Annotated in this window: 9 protein-coding genes; 1 reads left to right on the top strand and 8 read right to left on the bottom strand. The window is 41.6% G+C overall.

Annotated elements, in window-relative coordinates; translation table 11 throughout:
* From LIZ08_RS06465 to LIZ08_RS06485, 5 genes are all read right to left on the bottom strand, one after another.
* Window positions 1–2,755: accessory Sec-dependent serine-rich glycoprotein adhesin (locus LIZ08_RS06465; protein ID WP_227038516.1), on the bottom strand; the 2,755-nt coding region annotated here is incomplete at its 3' end.
* Window positions 2,756–3,049: 294 nt separating this feature from the next.
* Window positions 3,050–4,507, bottom strand: coding sequence for a glutamate--tRNA ligase (gene gltX / locus LIZ08_RS06470; protein ID WP_049497081.1), 1,458 nt, complete (start codon window positions 4,505–4,507; stop codon window positions 3,050–3,052).
* 170 nt (window positions 4,508–4,677) lie between these two features.
* Window positions 4,678–5,460, bottom strand: a complete 783-nt coding sequence (locus LIZ08_RS06475) for an alpha/beta hydrolase (protein ID WP_155128208.1) — start codon at window positions 5,458–5,460, stop codon at window positions 4,678–4,680.
* Window positions 5,461–5,530: 70 nt separating this feature from the next.
* On the bottom strand, window positions 5,531–7,192 hold the full coding sequence (locus tag LIZ08_RS06480) for a ribonuclease J (RefSeq protein WP_227038517.1): 1,662 nt from the start codon (window positions 7,190–7,192) through the stop codon (window positions 5,531–5,533).
* A 203-nt stretch (window positions 7,193–7,395) separates the two neighbouring features.
* Complete coding sequence (locus LIZ08_RS06485; RefSeq protein WP_227038518.1) at window positions 7,396–7,938, bottom strand: hypothetical protein; 543 nt, start codon at window positions 7,936–7,938, stop codon at window positions 7,396–7,398.
* A gap of 544 nt (window positions 7,939–8,482) precedes the next feature.
* On the opposite strand from LIZ08_RS06485, the gene LIZ08_RS06490 reads away from it, so the two are divergent.
* The gene (locus tag LIZ08_RS06490) at window positions 8,483–8,695 is read left to right on the top strand and encodes a hypothetical protein (RefSeq protein ID WP_227038532.1); all 213 of its coding nucleotides are present in this window, start codon (window positions 8,483–8,485) and stop codon (window positions 8,693–8,695) included.
* 258 nt (window positions 8,696–8,953) lie between these two features.
* Here the strand turns inward: LIZ08_RS06490 and LIZ08_RS06495 are convergent, their stop codons facing one another.
* The 3 genes from LIZ08_RS06495 to LIZ08_RS06505 all read right to left on the bottom strand — a co-directional run bounded on the left by LIZ08_RS06495 (window position 8,954) and on the right by LIZ08_RS06505 (window position 22,171).
* Window positions 8,954–9,718 carry an ABC transporter ATP-binding protein gene (locus LIZ08_RS06495; protein ID WP_031575699.1) on the bottom strand — a complete coding sequence of 255 codons (765 nt, stop codon included), beginning with the start codon at window positions 9,716–9,718 and terminating at the stop codon, window positions 8,954–8,956.
* Entirely contained in the window at window positions 9,715–10,581 is an 867-nt protein-coding gene (locus LIZ08_RS06500) for an ABC transporter permease (protein WP_003008955.1), read from the bottom strand. Before LIZ08_RS06500 ends, LIZ08_RS06495 begins: the two co-directional genes overlap by 4 nt.
* Window positions 10,582–11,122: 541 nt before the next feature.
* Window positions 11,123–22,171, bottom strand: coding sequence for an SspB-related isopeptide-forming adhesin (locus tag LIZ08_RS06505; protein WP_227038519.1), 11,049 nt, complete (start codon window positions 22,169–22,171; stop codon window positions 11,123–11,125).
* Window positions 22,172–22,208 lie beyond the last annotated feature (37 nt).

Here is a 22,208-nt window from a genome sequence, read left to right on the forward strand (position 1 = left end):
CTGATGTAGAAGCTGACTCAGATGCTGATGCACTTGCAGATTCTTGTGCTGATGTAGAAGCTGATTCAGATGCAGACGCTGATGCAGATTCTTGTGCTGATGTAGAAGCTGACTCAGATGCTGATGCACTTGCAGATTCTTGTGCTGATGTTGATGCTGATTCAGAAAGTGACTCTGAAATAGATTGTGAAGCTGATTCAGTATTCGATTGAGATTGTGACTTAGATGGTGCTTCTGACTCTGATTGTGATACAGATTGTGACTTAGAAACAGCCTCTGACTGTGACACAGATTGTGACTTAGACACAGCCTGTGATTGTGATACAGACTGTGATTTAGATACTACTTCAGACTCGGATTGTGACTTAGACACAGCCTGTGATTGTGATACAGATTGTGACTTAGATACTACTTCTGATTGTGATACAGATTGTGATTTAGACACTACTTCTGACTCGGATTGCGAGTTTGAAGCAGAGGTAGAGAAAGATTGTGATTGAGATGCAGACTCAGAATCACCCATTTTCTCAAAGTAATAGTTTACATCAGTTGATGGTTTAATCGCAGTAGGAATTGAGTAGTTGTTTGAGAATGATGAATAACCCTTCAATTCAGAGTATACTTTACCATTTGGTGCTGTTGGGTCATTCGCAACAGATCCTTCTGCTTGGATTTCTGGAACTTTACCAGCAATGACATTGTAACTGTTGTTACCAGCACCCGCAGGTGTCAATGATGTGCTTGGAGCACCTTTGAATGGACGTGGATAAGTGTGTAGAGTTCCGTCCATTTGTTTATAAGTATCTGTCTCAGTAGCAGACGACCAACCAGTAATAATGAGTGATTTGCTTCCAGCAGTTTCGTTGACTTCAAGATAGTAATCACCATTTTTACTGTTTACTTTTGTAACTTTAGTCTCATCAGCCTTCCACTCTTCACCAGCCTTATTAACTTTACTTGTATAGATGAGTGTGTATTTCGATACATCTTCTGTACCAATATCAGATGTAGCAAAATTGTTCACTTGAGATGGATCAAGAGCGTAGAATTTCGTTACAGTTGAGCCTTCCGTATCAACGATTTCAGAAATACGTTTCACATAGTAGTGGTTGGCTCCACCTTGAAGTTCGACCAGTTTTTGACCGACAACACCCTTACCAAGGATACCAGATGTTTTTTGAGTAGAATCTGTTGTAGCAGCTACATGCTTGTAACCAGGGATATCACGGTTGTTTGAAGCTGTAAATTGTTGACCAGCAAGGCCTTTTTGCGTATAGCTTGCCAGATCTGTTTCATTTCCAGTAGGTTTGTAAAGTTGACCTGGAGTAGAGTTACCTTGGATAAGCTTATAGTGAGTTGTTTGCTCAGCAACTGCATAAGGAACCGAAGTTTGAACGTTTGGCTTGTCTTCATTTTCGTTACCTGGGTAGTTGGTATCACGAATTTGAAGTGTTTCATACTCAAGGTTAGCGTTGACCAATGAGAAGGTTACATTACCTGGATCACTTCCGTTAGCACCAGTGTAAGTCAAGGTATTGGTTACATCAGAGTTGTTGTTAGTGATGTAGCTTGGAAGAGAGATATTGCTTTCTCCAGCTTTGAGGGTACGTGTATAAGCTTCAGTACCATCAGATTTCTTCACAATACGCAAATGTACATCTGGGTTAGCTGAAAGGCTACCAGTGATGGCTGAACGGTCTACTGAAAGAGTAGCGTAGTAATCAAAATAAGTCTTATTGCCAGAAGCATGATCTGTCTTAAGGAATTGCCATACACCAAAGGTATAACGATCTGCGTTTGGATCTAATGCATAACCTGCTTTGTTGAAGGCTGCATCCTCAATCGTTGCACCGTTAGGATCTGCAATAGCTGGCACAGTAGTTTCAGGACCTTTAGTATCTGTAGAGATTGGTGCCAACTGAGCTGAAATTGCTGGAGCACCATTCACTGTTGTGTTACCAGTAAAACCTGCTGCAGTCAAAGTTGCCATCATGTCATCTACTGACTTGCTCAAGCGTTCGCGTTGGTCTGCGTAAGATTGAGCTGAAGCATTAGCGTTGATCAAGCTGTTGCTTGCTGTCAATTCTGTTTGAACTTTAGCGATGGCAGCTTCAAGTGCTGCTTTCTTTTCTGGAGCTGAAACAGTTGCTGAGTAGTCTCCTGCAATCTTGTTCAACAATGCTGCTTCTGAAGTGTTTTGTTCCAAAACAACTTTATCTTCAGCTTTCGCTACTGTTGTAGTGCTTTCTACACTTGCTTCAGAGCCAGCTGCTACAGTTGATTCGCTTGAAGCTGCTGAAAGTTCTGCTGAACCTTGTTCGCTCAATGAAGCTGAGTGAGATACAGATACGCTTGTAGAGGTTGAAGCACTTGCAGATGCAGAAGCGCTAGCTGATTCTGTTGTTGACTCAGTTGTTGATTCTGTTGTTGATTCAGACTGAGATTCAGTTGTTGAAGTTGTACCAAGTACTGTACTTCCTTGTTCTACAAGAGCTTCACTTGAAAGCTCAGATGCAGTCGCAACATCTGATCCAGTTTCATCTGCTTTTGCAGTGTTCGCTACTGTAGCTGCACCAAGAACAGCCCCAGCTGCTACGATCCCTTTGAGCAAGCCACGGCTTGTCATTTCTTTCACTGATACTGCGTCTTCACGCACTTCAGCTACAACAGTCTCTTCGACTTGACCACGAATGACCTTCAAAAGACCAAAGTTAGAAGTCGCAGCACGCAACCAGTTTTTACCTGATTTGATCAATTGAAACGAGTCACACGATCCGTTTCACGGAATTCACCGTTCGAACGTTTAAAAAACATTTCTGTCTCCTTATTACATTTTTTATTTCCCTTACATTATAGACTAATGTGTCGATTTTTGGAAGCAATTATCCTTAATTATTGCTATTTTTTTATAATTTTTGTTTTAGATAGTAATAAAATCGTTTTCAGTGGGATCAATTTGTCAAACCGGGGAAATTTTTTGAAAATCCTATAATACTTTTACTTTAGAGGTAAAACAAAAAGCCCCATTTAATAGGGACTTTCCTGATAATTATCTGATTTTTTCCAACATGCTTTCAATATGTTGGATGGATTTTTCGCGTCCAAGCAAGTAGATGGTATCTGGCAATTCTGGCCCATGCATCTCCCCTGAAACAGCGATACGAATCGGCATAAAGAGATTTTTCCCTTTGATACCAGTCTCTTTTTGAACCGCTTTGATTTGTGGGAAGATATTTTCTACTACAAATTCATCATCTGACATCGCTTCAAGTTTTGCCTTAAAGGCTTCTAGTACAATTGGCACGGTTTCACCAGCCATGACTTCTCGTTCAGCTTCTGTCAATTCTGGGAAGTCTGAGAAGAAGAGGTCTGTCAATGGAACGATTTCATCCACTGACTTCATTTGTGGTTTGTAAAGTTCCACTAATTTCTCAGCCTTGTCTGTCAAACGTCCTGCTTCTTCGAGGAATGGTTTAGCCATTTCAAAGATGGTCGCAAGATCCGCATTCTTGATGTACTCATTGCTCATCCAGTCCATTTTCTTTTGGTCGAAAGCAGCTGGAGACTTGCTGAGACGATTTTCATCAAAGAGCTTGATAAGTTCTTCGCGAGAGAAGATTTCGTCTTCCCCACCAGGGTTCCAACCAAGAAGTGCGATAAAGTTAAAGACTGCTTCTGGAAGGTAACCTTTCTTCCGGTAATCTTCGATGAACTGAAGGGTATTGGTGTCCCGTTTAGACAACTTCTTACCAGTTTCAGAGTTGATGATCAAGGTCATGTGACCAAACTCTGGCGCTTCCCATCCAAGGGCTTCATAGACCATGAGCTGTTTTGGGGTGTTGGCAATGTGGTCGTCTCCACGGATAACGTGAGAGATTTGCATGTCGTGGTCATCGATCACAACGGCAAAGTTGTAAGTTGGGTAGCCATCTTTCTTCTGGATGACCCAATCCCCACCGATATTACCACCTTCAAACTCGATATCGCCTTTGACCATATCATGCCACTTGTAGATACCAGACTCATTCACTGCCAAACGAACCGTTGGAATCACACCCGCTGCTTCACGTTCTGCGATATAAGCTGCTTTTTCTTCTTCGCTCATCCCAAGGTATTCGTTGATGTAGCGAGGTGTTTCACCTGCTGCTTCTTGGCGTTCACGTTCAGCTGCCAACTCTTCTTCTGTCACATAAGACTTGTAGGCTTTTCCTTCAGCCAAGAGTTGGTCGATGTATTTTTGATAGAGTTCCAAACGTTCAGACTGGCGGTAATTTTCATGCGTCTCAGGACTTTCATCCCAGTCCATGCCCAACCAACGCAGGTTTTCCAGCTGTGAACGTTCGCCGTCTTCTACGTGGCGCTTACGGTCCGTATCTTCGATACGGATGATAAATGTTCCACCATGGTGGCGTGCATACAAGTAGTTAAACAATGCTGTCCGAGCATTTCCGATGTGTAGTAGTCCGGTTGGACTTGGTGCATAACGCACACGAATATCTTTTGCCATGTTTCTCTCCTCTTGTCTTGTTCGCTATTTCTAGCTCATTTTTCAATCGTTCCTATTATACCACAAAGAAAGCAGGACTGAAATGAATAAGTGAGCTTTCTAGCTTTTCTTCCTATATATGAAAAAAAGTCAGAACAACTGCTCTGACTGATATCCAATCTATTTGTATCTTAGTTTAGTCTTTCTTCCAATTCAAAGTCAATTGGCAGGGTTTGTAAAAAGTGCTCCAACTCACGTTCCCAGTAGAACCATTCGTGCTTACCTGGGCTGTGGGTATAGGTGACATCCAAACCTAACTTTTCTAGTTCCTTGACTTCAAAATTATTGGCCTCATAGAGGAAATCCTGCTCCCCACACCAGATCCAGAGTTTGGTCTTCTTATCTGAAAACTTCTTGGCAGCAGTCTCTAGCGAATAGGGACTGGTCGTCCAATCCTCAATCTCTCCAAAGATCCCCTTCCAAAAAGCTGGTTGTTCCAAGTCATTGTTTTCAAAGTCCCGATCGTGGAAACTCAGAGCACCGGAAAAACTAGCCGCATGGGAGAAACGATTCGTCTTGAGAGCCAAGAGCATCGATCCATAGCCACCCATGGATAGGCCAGCAATAAAGGTTTTCTCCCGTTTCTTGGTCATATTAGGGAAGAAGCGAGAAAGAGTCTCTGGCAATTCCTCCGCAATAGCTGTGTAATAGTTGTAGCCATACTGGGTATCTGTGTAAAAACCATTATTGGTATTAGGCAGGACCACGATCAGATTGGTATTTCGCAAAATGCGCTCCACATTAGTCCGCTTCAACCAAGAGTGGTGGTTGCCATTCATCCCGTGCAAGAGATAAAGGACCGGAATATCCGTATCCGCTGGATCTTCCACGCGCGATGCATCGGGATAAAGGACGGACACGCCCCACTCCATCTTCAAGGCTTCTGAATAATACTCAATCTGCATAACTGCCATTTGATTTCCTCTTTCTACTGTTAAAAACACTCGGCAAGCCTCGGGCCGCCAAGCGTTTCGTTTTCTACTATTATTTTACTTCCATCACAACTGGTAGGATGGCTGGACGGCGTTTGGTTTGTTCAAATAAGAACTTAGACAAGTTGTCGCGTACCAAGCCTTTTAACTCACCCCAGTCAAAGCTGTCTTGTGCCAAATAGTCTTCAACGCTTTGGTTGACCAATTCGCAACTTTCACGAAGAATATCCCGACTCTTCTTGACATAGACAAAACCACGGGTGTGCACGCGCGCTTTGGAAATAATTTTCTTCTCTTTGCGATTCACGGTGAGCGCCACGATAAAGATCCCGTCTTCTGACAAGACCTTGCGGTCACGAAGGACGATATTGCCCACATCACCAATGGCATTTCCATCGATCATGACATCTCCAGCTGAGACGCTACCGGCAGGGACGAAGTCCCCCTTTTCGTACTCCATCACAGTTCCGCGTTTTGGAATAAAGATATTTTCAGGCAAGATACCGACTTCCATCGCTACTCGTGCATGGGCATCCAATTCGCGGTATTCCCCTTGGATCGGGAAGAGGTATTTAGGACGAAGAAGGTTGATCATCAACTGCAAGTCCCGTGCGTTTCCGTGACCAGATACACGCAAGCTTGATGTGATCAATTTGACAATCCCACCTGCTTGGTAGACCATGTTTTCCACACGAGCCACCACAGCTTCTTTAGCAATAGATGGCGTTGTAACGATGTAGACCAAGTCTCCATCTTTGATTTCCACATAGCGGTGACGACCAATCGACATCTTGCGCAAGCCGTTGATCGGCTCACCCATCCGGCCTGTTTCCAAAATGATCAATTCATGATCCTCGAAACGGCTCATTTCTTTTGGCTTGATCAAGAGTTTTTCGTTGGCAAGAGACAATTTGTTCAAGCGAATAGCTGTGCGGACGATGTTTTCCACATCGAACCCTGTCAAGACCACCCGACGGCCAGTTTCAGCTGCAGCGTCAAAGACCTGCTGGATCCGAGAAAGGTTGCTGGCTACCGCCGCCACGATGACACGACCATCCCAGTCTGCGATCGTATCTAAGATGGCATCACCTACTTCTTGCTCACTGGCAACTTGAATGTTACTATCCGCATTGGCCGAGTCACTCAAGAGAGCAAGTACGCCTTCACGTCCAATCTCAGCTAGGCGAGCAAAGTCTGTCGCGTAGGACTCGCTGGCAGTTTGGTCAAATTTAAAGTCTCCTGTATAGACGATATTGCCCTCAGGAGTGCCAATCACAATCCCGATACTTTCAGGGATGGAGTGGGTTGTTTGAAAGAAAGAGACGACGGCATCACCAAAATCAATCTCAGAATTTTGATCAATAACATGGAAGTCGTTGAATTTCTTCACACTGTCATTGCTTTTCACAAAGAGTTTAGCCAACTCAATAGTCAACTCTGTCCCGAATACAGGGACTTTCGCTTCCGCCAAAAGATAAGGCAAAGCCCCAATGGCATCCGCATGACCGTGGGTCAAGAAAACACCCGCAATGCGGTCCTTATTTTCAAATAGATAATCCATGTTGGGGATGACGACATCCACCCCAAGTTGCTCATTTTCTGGATACTTCAAACCTGCATCCAAGACAAAAATCGAATCGTTCACTTCGGCAACGTAGAGGTTTTTTCCATTTTCTCGAACACCGCCAAGAGTGACTAATTTAATACTACTCACTGTTGTCTCCTTTAGTGTGATTATTTTAATACTTACGGTCCTTGGTCGCCCAAGTCGAATTACAGCTTTGCAAATATTTGCATATCCACTTTATTATACAATTTTTTTCTCTTTTTTTCAAAAAGCATTCCACGGCAAAAAAGTCCTCTCATCTAAAGTAGATGAGAGGACTTCTAGGCGCCTATTTTTAGGGGGAAAAGACCCTAAAAATGATAATCTCCCCGTTTATTTTCAATGATCCGCATGGCTGCCTTGATCACATGGAATTTGCTTAGCAATTCCTCTAGGCGCTGACTATTTCGTTCGCTCAATTGGCCGTTTTTGACCGCTTGGGAAAGGCGATAAAAATCATCCAAGTCCTCCCCAATGTTTTCAAACAGCTCTTTGGCTTCCTTGAGTCGGTAGCGATTGACTAGGTGGTTCACATCTTTTTTGAAGGAAGCGACATTGTTTTCGTGAATGTCCGTATAGGCTTCCTCTTCTTCCTTAGATTCTTGGTAATTAACCGCCTTAAAGCAAGTGATGAACTCCCGACTTTTGATATTGCAAACAAAGATGACGCCATCACTGGCTACATAGGCTTCTGTGTTGGCGGGTTGAACCACATTACTATCATAAGGAGAGAGGGAGGAGAGGTGTTGGTTGATCCACTTATTCAAGTGCTGATCATCTACGCCAAAGCGCTCAAAAGCTCTTTGCCGAAAATGGTCCCGACAACTATATTCTTGTGCATACGACAATCCCATACTCTCACCTCCTCCTGAGTATTTTATAAAAATGGCCTCCAGTCTTACGGGACTAGAGGCCTGGTCTGCTTCACTGACTTGGTGCAATTAACCTTTTGGCTAACAAAACAATGTTTATGATGTTGATTTCATTTAATAGTATTTGTGTAAAATACCAGAGGTTTTCTTTGCTATCCTAAATCCAAATGATTAGTTTTCGACTGGACGCATCGAAGTTTGAAAACCTTTACAAAAAGCTTCTACCTACTATTTCCACGTTTTCTTATGTCTCCGGACAAACTAAGCAGGTTTGCCCGACCGTCCAACCGATCCGACACACACGACATGACTGCTCTTTTACGATAAGAGCATGAACAGATATCAGCAAAACAGGCCTAAAACGAAGTAACCTAAATTTTAAATCGATAAGGCATTGGTATCAATCCCTTCTTTATCTTTCTAACTATATTATACTCAGCTACCTAAGTAATTGCAAGCGATTTCAACTGAAACTAGTTCCAATTTTTATGCGGTTTTATAGATGATTTAAGAAAAAGAAAAGAGGATGGGAAAAAGTCCTAGCCTCTCAATTATTTTTGGATTGTCGAGCAAGACGCAGTGGTTGAGTGGGCTCTACTACGCTGATTTCATCAGCTTTTACAGCCCTACTCAACTGTGCGGAGGTGGGACGACGAAATCGAATTCTAACGAATTACCGATTTCTGTCCCACTCTCTAGCATGCAGACAAACTACTTCTACATCAAACCACCTAAGTGATGTCGCTTCTGTCCTACTCCCTATTTTCACTTTATCCGCTACGCCCTTTGTATCTTAGCGAAATGCGACAGGACGAAGGTGGATCGATACCATCCACCTGAGGAGTTAGTGAGTCGTGTAGGCAAGGTACCATAGTACTTGCCGTTACACGAATTGAACACGGGCTGCGGATTGTGTCAAAAAGATGAATTCTCCTAGAATCTGAAGATTCTGCGTCGAATTCCCTATTTTGACTGTATCCGCTACGCCCTTTGTATCTTATTCTTTCTCAAACAATTGATAGTAATCTGCGATGGTCATTTGGGCTTTTTCTTCTTGGTTGAGGTCTTGGACGATGTGCCCGTCTTTCATGACGATCAAGCGATTTCCATATTTCAAAGCATCTTCCATATGGTGAGTGATCATAAGAGCTGTGAGGGCATCTTGTTTCACAAACTCATCGGTCAAGGTCATGAGCGCCTGACTGGTTTTTGGATCCAAGGCTGCAGTGTGTTCGTCTAGAAGCAAGAGTTCTGGACGTTTCAGTGTCGCCATCAACAGACTCAAGGCTTGTCGTTGCCCCCCTGATAGAAACTCAACGGCTGTATCGATATGATTTTCCAAGCCATTACCGATCTTAGCAAGGACTGTTTGAAACTCTTCTTTATAGCTGGCCAGGTGACGCGGAATCAAGCCACGTTTTTCTCCACGAAACTTCGCTACCAAGAGGTTTTCTGCTACTGTCATACGAGGCGCTGTGCCCATTTTAGGATCTTGAAAGACCCGCGATAAGTATTTGGCTCTCTTTTCAGGAGAATAGTTGGTTACATCTTCCCCTAGAATATAAATCTTCCCGCTACTAACTGGAAGCGTCCCAGCAATGGTATTAAAGAGGGTTGATTTTCCAGCTCCATTCCCCCCCAAAATCGTGATAAAATCATGCTCTCGAATTTCCAAGGAAACATCATCTAGAATGACTTTTTCTTCGTTCATCCCATTGCTTACGGCTTTGGTTACATTTTTTAATTCTACAATTGCTGTCATTTACTGAGTTTCGCTCCTTTCATGATTTTTCCCTTAAAGGTTGGAATCATCAGGCAGATAGCCAAGATCAAGGCACTGAAGATTCGAATATAGCTGGTATTGATGCCAAGCGCAATCACGGCCCAAATCAAAAATTGGTAGGCGATCGATCCGATCGCAATACTGAGCAAGCGCTCTGTCAAAGTGACATTTGAAAAGAGCACCTCTCCAATAATGAGGCTGGCAAGCCCAATAACAATGACACCAATCCCACGTGAAGCATCCGCATAGCCTTCTTGCTGGGCCATCAGTGCACCAGAAAGAGCAATAATCCCATTTGAAATGACCAAGCCCATCAATTCCATCCGGTCGGTGTTGATCCCAAAGCTCTTGGCCATATCCGGATTGTCCCCTGTCGCAATATAGGCTTGACCCAAGCGTGTATCCAAGAAGAAGATCAAACCAAGGATCACAAGCGTTACGAAAATCAAGCCAATCAGAATCTCATTGAACCCACTAGCAAAAGGAAGAAATTCCTGAATTTTTTTATAGCCCAGAAGTCCCAAATTAGCCCGCTGCATGACAAAGAGAATAACCGAGTTACAAGACGTCATCACGAGGATCCCTGACAAGAGTGTCGGGATTCTTCCTTTTGTGTAGAGAAGACCCGTCGCAAGTCCTGCCAAGCACCCTGCTCCAATAGCAGCCAGCGTCGCAAGGAGTGGATTGACCCCTTTGGTAATCAAGGTTACCGCCACCGCTCCTCCAAGCGGGAAAGAACCTTCTGTCGTCATATCTGGAAAATCTAGAATTCGGAACGTCATAAAGATTCCTAACCCTAAAATGGCCCAAATCAAACCTTGTGAAACAATTGAATTAATCATAGTTTCTCCCTTCGATAATAGTAGTTTAATTGTATCACAAATATGGAGGAGAACCTATAGGAAATTCACAATATTTCTTGGATCACCAGCTTTTTAAAAATAAAACGGAACCCTCCTGATTATATGGAGCAGGAGGGTTCTATAATCTATTATAAATATGCAAAAAAGAAACCTGTGTTTGTTTCACAAGTCTGGTCTTAATAGGCTAACCGACGACAATAAGGGTGTGAAGTACTACCACTCCAAACCCTACTGTATCCCAATTCAAAGTGGATTCATTCCCCTTGTTGCCGGCAGTTTGAAAGATCAAATTACTTTACTAGTATACTGTTTTCCATATTTTAAGTCAACAAAAATCGGCTGAAACTAGTAACAGAATGAAATGACTAATGGAATAATTTCTGAAATATTTCATAATATATACCATTTTTTATAAGTTTCCAACAACAAACAAAGAGGCCTTGCTCTTTCGAGCAAAGCCTCTTCCTGTTGGATCTAAAATTGTCACCTCATCAACAAGTTTGCTGATGTCACCTCAATTTTAGTCTTCGCGTTTTTTGCGTTTTGCAAGTCCCGCAAGGCCAACCATACCAAGTGCAGCACCTAACAATGCAGCAGACGCTGATTGTTCTTCACCAGTTTCAGGAAGTGCTGGAGCTGGAGGAGTTGTAGGTGTTGGCGGTGTTGGCGGTGTTGGCGGTGTTGGCGGTATTGGCGGTGTTGGCGGTGTTGGCGGTGTTGGCGGTGTTGGTGGTGTTGGTGGTGTTGGTGGTGTTGGCGGTGTTGGCGGAATAACAGTGTTGTTGAACTCTGTATCTTCTGGCAGCTTAGTAGTAGCTACTAATACCTTACCTGCTTTATTCACCACGATACCAACAGTAGCAACCATCTTATCGTATTCAACGCTAGAATCTGTGCCACGGATTTCTTCTACATGGTAGAGATGAGTTCCTTCTTCACCACGCTTGAATTCAAGTGCTGAGAATTGGATCTTACCAGCCGCATCATTGGTTACGGTTTCGATCACATTTCCTTTTTCGTCCTTAAGAACGAAGCTGAATTCACCAGCCTTCAACTCACGACCTTCCAATTTCTTAGTAAATTGGAATTGAACCTTAACTGGAATGTTTACTACACGTTTTTCAGTTGGTTTTTCTGGTTTTTCTACAGACTTCTTAGTTGGATCGTATTGGTGTACGATTTGTGAAGCTGTATTTTCGATATCCACACCCTCTTGAGCAGATTGTTTAATTTCTGCAGGGATTTCAAACTTGTAGTAACGTCCGAAGGCCAACTTAGTTGTGTCGATAACTTGTGTATTTTCTGCGTCTCCAAGTGACTTAGTCAATTCTGCTTTAGAAGTTGCAGTAATCACACCGTTTTCAACCTTGATATCAAACTTAGCTGTTACATCTTCTCCTGTTACAGAGTCGTATGCCTTAATATCAGCTCCGTTGACATTCAAGTTTGCACTGTCATATTTATCTGTAACACCAACAGATTGAATATTGTGTGCTTCAGTGAATTTAGTTGTATCCAACCATACTTGGTAGTATACTTTATCACCCTTCTTGAGTGTCTTGGTATTGATATTTTGAGCTTCGTTGTTATCAGTCTTATCAACGTAAGGATTTGCGTTTGTTTCCGCAACTTTATCCTTCAACTCTTTATCATCGTCGAGAAGTTTCACACCTGTAAGATCGAATTTAGATTCGTTCAGGATGTATTTCTCTGGGTTGAATTCTGGAGTTTCAGGTGGACGAACAGTGTTATTGAATTCTTTGTCTGATGGATCCGTTACCTTAGTAAGGAGAGCTTTCGCTGTTCCATCATGAGAAACTTCAACTGTTACAACTGCTTTCATAGTGTCATAAGTAACGGTTGTATCAGTTCCTTTGACTTCTTCTACAGTGTAGTTGTAAGTTCCTTCTTGACCTTTCTTGAATTCAAGAGCTGAGAACTTAACGTTACCAGATGCATCGTTCTTCACAGTTTCAAGAGTCTTACCATCTTTATCCTTAAGAACAAAGCTGAATTCGTTAGCTTTAAGCTCACGGCCTTCCAAACGTTTCGTGAAGTTGAATTCTACTGAAACAGGGATGTTCACAACACGTTTTTCAGTTGGTTTGTTTGGTTTCTTCACTGTCTTGCTTGTTGGATCGTATTGGTGAACGATTTGAGCTGCAGTGTTTTCAATATCCGCACCACCCTTAACAGTATCTTTCACTGTTGCTGGGATGTCGAACTTGTAGTAACGTCCAAACGCAAACTTAGTTGTGTCGATCACTGGAGTATTTTCTGCGTCTCCAAGTGACTTAGTCAAGTCCGCTTTAGAAGTTGCAGAGATCACACCGTTTTCAACCTTGATATCAAATTTAGCAGTCACATCTTCGCCTGTTACAGAGTCGTAAGCTTTGATGTTTGCAACATTGATGTCAAGTTTGTCTTCTTCGTAGTCATCAGTAACACCAACAGATTGGATGTTGTGCGCTTCAGTGAACTTAGTTGTATCCAACCATACTTGGTAAACAACCTTATCGCCACGTTTCACAGTCTTAGTATTGATGTTTGCTGCTTCATTATTGTCAGCCTTATCAGCGTAAGGATTTGCGTTTGTTTCCGCAACCTTGTCTGCCAATTCTTTATCATCATCAAGAAGTGATTTACCAGTAAGGTCGAATTTCTCAGCGTTCAAGATGTATTTCTCTGGGTTGAACTCTGGAGTTTCTGGAGGAGTCACCTTGTTGTTAAATTCTTTGTCCGCAATGTCGCCTACAGTCGCGATAAGTACTTTAGCTGTACCATCGTGTTTCACTGTGACTGTCACATTCGCTTTCATGGTATCGTATGTAACGGTTGCGTCTGTTCCTTTAACTTCTTCTACTGTGTAGTTGTGTACGCCTTCTTGACCTTTCTTGAATTCAAGAGCTTTGAACTTAACGTTACCAGATGCATCGTTGCTTACAGTTTCAAGAGTCTTACCTTCTGAATCTTTAAGAACGAAGCTGAATTCGTTGGCTTTAAGCTCACGGCCTTCCAAACGTTTCGTGAATTTGAATTCTACTGATACTGGTACGCTGTTGACACGTTTTTCAGTTGGTTTTTCAGGTTTTTCAACTTTCTTAGTAGTTGGGTTGTAGTAGTTCACTACTTGAGCCGCAGTATTTTCGATGTCTACTCCGCCTTTAACGTCAGCTTTCACTGTAGCTGGGATATCAAACTTGTAGTAACGTCCGAATTCGAATTTAGTTGTGTCGATGACTTGTGTGTTTTCCGCATCGCCAAGTGACTTAGTGAAGCCATCTTTAAGGGTTGCAGTAATCACACCGTTGTTCACAGTGATATCGAATTTAGCTGTTACATCCGCACCAGTCTTACCATCATAAGCTTTGATTGATGAACCATCAACATCAACTTTAGCCTCATCGTAGTCATCTGAGATTCCTACTGATTGGATATGGTCTTTGTTGTTTGCGTCAAATTTAGTTGTATCCAACCATACTTGGTAAACAAGTTTTTGACCTGGTCTAACTGATTTAGTGTTGATATTCGCTGCTTCGTTATTAGATGCATCGTCCGCATATGGGTTCGCATTGGTATCTGCGTACTTGTCTGCCAACTCTTTATCATCATCTAATAATGAAGTTCCAGTCAAATCAAATTCTTTTTCGTTTAGAACATATTTTTCTGGATTGAATTCTGGAGTTTCAGGAGGTGTTACACGGTTGTTAAATTCTTTATCCGCAATGTCGCCTACAGTCGCTACGAGAATCTTAGCTGTTCCATCGTGTTTTACTGTGACTGTCACATTCGCTTTCATAGTGTCGTATGTAACGGTTGCGTCGCTTCCTTTAACTTCTTCTACTGTGTAGTTGTGTACGCCTTCTTGACCTTTCTTGAATTCCATAGCTGAGAATTTAACATTACCAGCCGCATCATTGCTTACAGTTTCAAGAGTATTACCTTCTGAATCTTTAAGCACGAAGCTGAATTCGTTAGCTTTAAGCTCACGGCCTTCCAAACGTTTCGTGAAGTTGAATTCCACTTCAACTGGAACGTTGTTTACACGTTTTTCAGTTGGTTTGTTTGGTTTTTCAACAGTCTTGCTTACTGGGTTGTAGTAGTTAACTACTTGAGCCGCAGTATTTTCGATGTCTGCACCACCAGGTACATCAGCTTTCACTGTTGTTGGGATGTCGAACTTGTAGTAACGTCCGAATTCGAATTTAGTCGTGTCAATGATTTGAGTGTTTTCTGCGTCGCCAAGTGACTTAGTGAAGCCAGCTTTAAGAGTTGCTGTGATTACTCCGTTATTAACTGTAATATCAAATTTAGCTGTTACATCATCACCTGTTATTGAATCGTAAGCTTTGATCTTAGTTGAATCAAGTTCCAACTTCGCTTCATCGTAGTCATCTGAGATTCCTACAGATTGGATGTTTTCTTTGTTAGTTGCTGAGAATTTAGTTGTATCCAACCATACTTGGTAAACCAACTTATCTCCACGGTTAACAGTCTTGGTATTGATGTTTTCTGCTTCGTTGTTGGTATCTTTGTCAGCATATGGATTTGCATTTGTATCTGCATACTTGTCTGCCAACTCTTTATCATCATCAACGAGCTTGTCACCAGTGATATCGAATTTCTCTTCAGAAACAACGTATTTCTCTGGTTGGAACTTAGGTTCTTCTGGAGGAGTTACACGGTTGTTAAATTCTTTATCCGCAATGTCGCCTACAGTCGCGATCAGAACTTTAGCTGTTCCGTCGTGTGATACAGTGACTGTTACATTCGCTTTCATTGTGTCGTATGTAACGGTTGCGTCTGAACCTTTAACTTCTTCTACAGTGTAGTTGTGAACACCTTCGTCACCCTTCTTGAATTCAAGAGCTTTGAACTTAACGTTACCAGATGCATCATTGCTTACAGTTTCAACTTCTTTACCAGTTGAATCTTTAAGAACGAAGCTGAATTCGTTGGCTTTCAGTTCACGGCCTTCCAAGCGTTTAGTGAAGTTGAATTCTACTTCAACTGGAACGTTGTTTACACGTTTTTCAGTTGGTTTGCTTGGTTTTTCAACTTTCTTAGTTGTTGGGTTGTAGTAGTTTACAACTTGAGCCGCAGTATTTTCGATATCTACACCAGCTTTAACTGTTTGTTTAACTGTTGTTGGAATATCAAATTTGTAGTAACGTCCGAAGGCGAACTTAGTTGTATCGATCACTTGAGTGTTTTCCGCATCGCCAAGTGACTTCGTAAAGCCATCTTTAAGAGTTGCAGTGATCACACCGTTGTTCACAGCGATATCGAATTTAGCTGTTACATCATCACCTGTTACTGAATCGTAAGCTTTGATCTTAGTAGAATCAAGATCCAACTTAGTTTCATCGTAGTCATCTGAGATACCTACTGATTGGATGTTGTCCTTGTTAGCTGCGTCGAATTTAGTTGTATCCAACCATACTTGGTAAACCAACTTGTCGCCACGTTTCACAGTCTTGGTATTCAAGTTTTCTTTTTCGTTGTTTGATGCATCGTCCGCATATGGGTTCGCATTTGTATCTGCGTACTTGTCTGCTAACTCTTTATCATCATCAACGAGCTTGTCACCAGTGATATCGAATTTCTCTTCAGAAACAACGTATTTCTCTGGTTGGAACTTAGGTTCTTCTGGAGGACGAACAGTATTGTTGAACTCTTTATCGGCAGGATCTGTCACGTTTGTGATCAAGGCTTTGGCTGTACCATCATGACGAACTTCAACTGTAACGACAGCTTTCATTGTATCGTATGTAACGGTTGCGTCTGAGCCTTTAACTTCTTCTACTGTGTACTTGTAGGTACCTTCTTGACCCTTCTGGTATTTAAGGGCAGTGACAGTTTCACCAGCTTTATTGGTGTAATCCACTGGAGCAAACTTGATCTTACCAGCTTTGTCGTTGGTTGCAGTCGCAATCACAACATTGTCGCTGTCTTTCAACTCGAATGTGAATTCGCCAGCTTTAAGGTCGCGACCTTCCAATTTCTTAGTGAAGTTGAATTCTACTGAGATTGGAACACTGTTGACACGTTTTTCAGTTGGTTTGTTTGGTTTTTCAACTGTCTTGCTTACTGGGTTGTAGTAGTTAACGACTTGTGCTGCTTTGTTTTCAATATCTGCACCAGCTGCGACATCGTCTTTCACTGTTGCTGGAATATCAAATTTATAGTAGCGTCCAAATTCGAACTTAGTAGTATCAATGATTTGTGTATTTTCAGCGTCGCCAAGTGACTTAGTGAAGCCATCCTTAAGGTTAGCTATCAGAACACCATTGTTATCAGCGATATCGAATTTAGTCGTAACATCCGCACCAGTAACTGAATCGTAAACCTTGATATCTGAAGCATTAACAGTCAATTTATCCTTGTCGTAGTTATCTGTGATACCTACTGTTTGGATGTTATCTTTGTTGTTTGCGTCAAACTTAGTTGTATCCAACCATACTTGGTAGTAAAGTTTAGATCCACGTTCAACTGTCTTAGTATTCAAGTTTTCATCTTCGTTGTTTGAAGTTCCATCGACATATGGGTTTGTATTTGTTTCACCATATTTATCTGTCAATTCAGAATCGTCATCAACGAGCTTCGTACCTGTAATATCGAATTTCGCTTTAGAAACAACGTATTTCTCTGGTTGGAACTTAGGTTCTGTTGGAGGAGTTACCTTGTTGTTGAATTCTTTATCGGCAGGATCTGTCACGTTTGTGATCAAGGCTTTCGCTGTACCATCATGACTGACTTTAACAGTGACAACTGCAGCCATTTCATCGTAAGTGACAGTTGAATCTGTACCCTTAACCTCTGTTACAGTGTAAGTGTACGTACCTTCTTGACCCTTCTGGTATTTAAGGGCAGTGACAGTTTTACCAGCTTTGTTTGTGTAGTCAACTGGAGTGAACTTGAAGTTACCGCTTTCGTCGTTGGTTGCCGTTGCGATCACAACATTGTCGCTATCTTTCAACTCGAATGTGAATTCGCCAGCTTTGAGGTCGCGACCTTCCAATTTCTTAGTGAAGTTGAATTCAACTGAGATTGGAACATTGTTTACACGTTTTTCAGTTGGTTTTTCAGGTTTTTCAACTTTCTTAGTCGTTGGGTTGTAGTAGTTCACTACTTGAGCCGCAGTATTTTCGATATCTGCACCAGCTACCACATCGTCTTTCACTGTTGTTGGAATATCGAACTTGTAGTAACGTCCAAATGCGAATTTAGTTGTATCGATCACTTGTGTATTTTCTGCATCACCCAATGACTTCGTGAAGCCAGCTTTCAAGTTAGCAGTGATCACACCGTTGTTCACAGTAATATCGAATTTATCTGTTACTTCTGCGCCTGTTACAGAGTCATAGGCTTTGATGTCAGCTTTATTAAGATTTAATTTAGCTTCATCATAGTTATCTGAGATACCAACTGTTTGGATGTTGCCCTTGTTAGCTGCATCAAATTTAGTTGTATCCAACCATACTTGGTAAACCAATTTAGAACCACGTTCAACAGTCTTGGTATTCAAGTTTTCTGCTTCGTTGTTTGATGCATCGTCCGCATATGGGTTCGCATTTGTATCTGCGTACTTGTCTGCCAACTCTCTATCATCGTCAACGAGCTTGTCACCAGTGATATCGTATTTTTCTTTAGAAACAACGTATTTCTCTGGTTGGAACTTAGGTTCTGTTGGAGGAGTTACTGTATTGTTGAACTCTTTGTCAGCTGGTTCAGTTACGTTAGCAACCAATGCTTTAGCTGTACCGTCGTGAGATACTGTTACAGTTACTTCTGCCTTCATTGTATCGTAAGTGACAGTTGCGTCTGTACCTTTCACCTCTGTTACAGAGTAAGTGTACGTACCTTCTTGACCCTTCTTGTATTTAAGGGCAGTGACTTTTTCACCAGCTTTATTTGTGTACTCTACTGGAGAGAATTTAATCTTACCATCTGCATCGTTGGTTGCAGTCGCAATCACAACATTGTCGCTGTCTTTCAACGCGAATGTAAATTCGCCAGCTGTTAGCGCACGACCTTCCAAACGTTTTGTGAAGTTGAATTCCGCAGTGATTGGTACACTGTTCACACGTTTTTGAGTTGGTTTTTCTGGAGTTTCTACAGATTTGCTTACTGGGTTGTAAACGTGAACGATTTGGTTAGCTTTATTTTCGATGTCTACCCCACCAGGAACATCCGCTTTAACTGTAGCTGGGATATCGAATTTGTAGTAGCGACCAAATGCGAATTTAGTTGTGTCGATAACTTGAGTGTTATCAGCATCACCTAAAGATTTGTTCATAGAAGCTTTAGATGTAGCTGTAATGACTCCGTTAGCTACTGTAATATCAAATTTAGATGTTACATCAACTCCTGTTACGCTATCGTATGCTTTAATATCAGCAGCGTTAACAGTTAATTTATCTGCATCGTAAGTATCAGAGATACCAACAGATTGGATGTTGTTTTTGTCAGTGAAGTTCTTAGTATCCAACCATACTTGGTAAACTAATTTATCACCACGCTCAACAGTCTTCGTATTGATGTTTTCTGCTTCATTGTTCTTGACTTGATCAGCATATGGATTTGCATTTGTTTCTGTGTACTCATCCTGAAGCTCATCGTCATCGTCCATTAATTTTGTACCTGTTAGGTCAAATTTTTCTTTGTTAAGGACGAATTTTTCTGGTTGGAACTCAGGTGTTTCCGGAGGAGTGATCTTGTTGTTGAATTCTTTATCGGCAGTACCGTCAGTAGCATTACCATTCGCATCTACCCCACCTGTTGATGAAACGTTTGTTACAGTTGTAAGAGCATGACCATTCTTAGCAACTTCAACAGTGATGGTTGCTTTCATCGTGTCATATGTCATACCTACTTCTTTAGTTGCAGGGATCACTTCTTCTACTGTATAAGTATGAGTACCTACTTTAGTGTTGTCAAATGAAATTTCTGTAAAGGTTACAGTTCCATCTTTTTTGTTGGCAACAGTTTCAACTTCTTGTCCGTTTTCATCTTTAAGAACGAATTTGAATTCGCCATCTTTAAGTTCACGTCCAGCTAATTTTTTACTGAAGTCAAACTTAGTCTTAACTGGTGCTACAACATAGTTGTTGAAGATTTTGTCATCAGCACTTGCGGCAAATCCACCTTCACCACTGTATTTAACTGAAGCTTGTAAATCACCTTGAGCGTTTTCAGTTACAGTAACAGTCATCGTAACTGTCATTGCATCGTATTCAACATTTGCATCTGAACCTGGAGTCTCAGTGATTGTGTAAGTGTAAGTTCCCACTTTGTTAAATGTTAATTTGCTGAATGTAGCTTTACCGTCAGCTTTGTTAGTTACAGTTTCTTCATGAGCTGGAAGCGATTTATTTGGTTGTACTTCTTTGAGTTTGAATGTAAACTCACCATTTGCTAATACACGTCCTTCAAGTTGTTTTTCAACTTCTGGAGTTACTTCAACTGGCTCTTGTTTTACATAGTAGTAAACAGGTTGTTTATATGGTGTTAACGAGTTTGCTAAGTCAACTTTTATACCACTACCGTATATTCCACGTTCTAATTGTGCATTATCTATCTTGTATCCAATATTATCCCCTAAGAATGGTACAAATACAGCGTGATATGGTGGCATGTCAGAACCTTTATAGAAATCAAATTCAATTTCCTTACCATTTGGATATTCAGTTTTTACTCCTGTTTTTGGATCAGTTGCTGTATGTGGAATAGTGTAAAGAGGTGTTTTCTTAACAGCTAATTCCTGTGAATTCCAATCACCTGGTTTAATTGGCTTAGTCTCTGCTAGTAACATGTATCCATCTGTGTCTAATGTACCATCAGAACGTTTACTTTGTTGTTTTGGATCTAATAAGTAAACACGAACTACTACTGAACCGTCTTCTCCAACTACTTCTTTAATACGTTTAATACCATAACGGTCTGCATCCATGAATTTAGTTCCAACTGTGTAAGGACGACTTACATAACCTGATTTATCATTTGCGTCAGCTGTTTGGTACAGTTTGTATCCGTCAAATTGACGTTCACCAGATGCTGTGAAGCTTTGTCCTTCTTCAGCTTTAAGAGTATATCTAGCTAAATCTACTTCATTACCATTTTCTTTATAATCTTGAACAGTTTTATCTGTTTTATTTGCATTAAATGTTGGGTTGTTTTTATCAACTACTTTATAGTAAGTTGTTTTATTAATTGTTTCTGGTATTTTAGCATTTGAATCAGTAATTGTACGACCGTTATAAGCTGGTTCTACAACGTTTAGTATATCTGTTGTAGTACGAGCGTTATAAACCGCATTATAAAGTGCTTGTTCTGCCGGTGTAAGTTGGTGCCCTGGTGCCACTAGTCTTGTTATACTACTTCCAACTTCATAACCATTTTGAATAAATGGTTGAGCTGCTTTACCTTTATCACCAATCCCTGCTTTATAATCAACTTGGAAAGTTAATTCACTATTAGATGCAGATGTAGTAGTAGTGAATTTTTGAACTCCACTAGATGAAGTAATAGTTCTTGTTTCTAGTACATTACCAGTACCTTTATCTAGTAATTCAACTGTTGTATCTGTAGATTCATCAAATCTCTTATATGCACGTGCATAATAATTTCTGCTATATCGTTTGTTGAATTCAGTTAAATCCCAGATAGCGTATGTGTACCAATCGCCTTCTTTAGCAGCATATCCTGATGGTACTGTTTGTGAACGAACACTTGCACCATTTGGATCCGTCATCTCAGGTGTAGCAACTTCACCGTCTTTTAGGAAAGTTGCTACAGCAACTGGCTCGTTATTGTGGTCTGTAGCAGCACGACGTCCACGACGGCTACGACTTGTTGCCAAAGCACCAGCATTCGTCAAATCAGTTGCTGCGCGGTCAAGCGTTGCACTACGAACTTCAGCTGTTGCCTGATCTTCTGGATGAACATCAGTAGCACGAAGTGAAGCTGGCTGCACTGTAGGATTGAGGGCTACTGCTGCAGCTTCACTTGCGCTTGCTGCTTCTGAGCTTTCGCTAGTTGCAGTGCTTGTAGAAGCAACTGGTTTTGCTGCTTCTGACGTAGCACTGTGCGCTTGGTTCTTTTCATCAGCTTTTTTCGCTTCTGGTGTAGTAGTTGCTTTCGGTGCTTCAGCTTTTGGAGCTGGTTTTGTAGCTTCTTCAGCTTTAGCTGGTTTTGCAGCTTCTTCAGCTTTAGCTTCCTTGTTTTCTGTAGCAGCTGGTGTTTCAACTACTTCAGCTTTTTCAGTTGCTGGAGCTGGTGTTTCTGAAGTTGCAGCAGCAGTCCCAGAAAGGTCAATTTTTGGAACTGATGCTCCTTCCCCGTATGCCTTAGAAGCAGCTGGTGCTTCTGATTGACTTGACTCTGTTGTAGCAGGTTGTGCTGCTTCTGAAGCTGCTGTTCCCGCAGATTCAGAGGCTGCTTTTGCTTCATCCGCTGACGCAGATTGAGCTCCTGCAGCAAAGAGCGCTGTTCCTAAGAGAACAGAACAAACCCCAATGCTATATTTTCGTAAAGAAAAGCGTTGGCGTCTATTGAAAATATCCTTCATTTATAGGATCTCCTTTTTCATATTTCATGATTCCATG

This window comes from Streptococcus sp. 210928-DFI.4.42, from assembly GCF_020554365.1.
Classification (GTDB): domain Bacteria; phylum Bacillota; class Bacilli; order Lactobacillales; family Streptococcaceae; genus Streptococcus; species Streptococcus parasanguinis_S.

Bases quoted from the DNA above. Each gene is read 5' to 3' on its own strand.
- LIZ08_RS06485 (WP_227038518.1), bottom strand. From the start codon at position 7,938: ATGGGATTGTCGTATGCACAAGAATATAGTTGTCGGGACCATTTTCGG.
- LIZ08_RS06490 (WP_227038532.1), top strand. From the start codon at position 8,483: ATGGGAAAAAGTCCTAGCCTCTCAATTATTTTTGGATTGTCGAGCAAG.
- LIZ08_RS06500 (WP_003008955.1), bottom strand. From the start codon at position 10,581: ATGATTAATTCAATTGTTTCACAAGGTTTGATTTGGGCCATTTTAGGG.
- LIZ08_RS06475 (WP_155128208.1), bottom strand. From the start codon at position 5,460: ATGGCAGTTATGCAGATTGAGTATTATTCAGAAGCCTTGAAGATGGAG.
- LIZ08_RS06505 (WP_227038519.1), bottom strand. From the start codon at position 22,171: ATGAAGGATATTTTCAATAGACGCCAACGCTTTTCTTTACGAAAATAT.
- gltX (WP_049497081.1), bottom strand. From the start codon at position 4,507: ATGGCAAAAGATATTCGTGTGCGTTATGCACCAAGTCCAACCGGACTA.
- LIZ08_RS06495 (WP_031575699.1), bottom strand. From the start codon at position 9,718: ATGACAGCAATTGTAGAATTAAAAAATGTAACCAAAGCCGTAAGCAAT.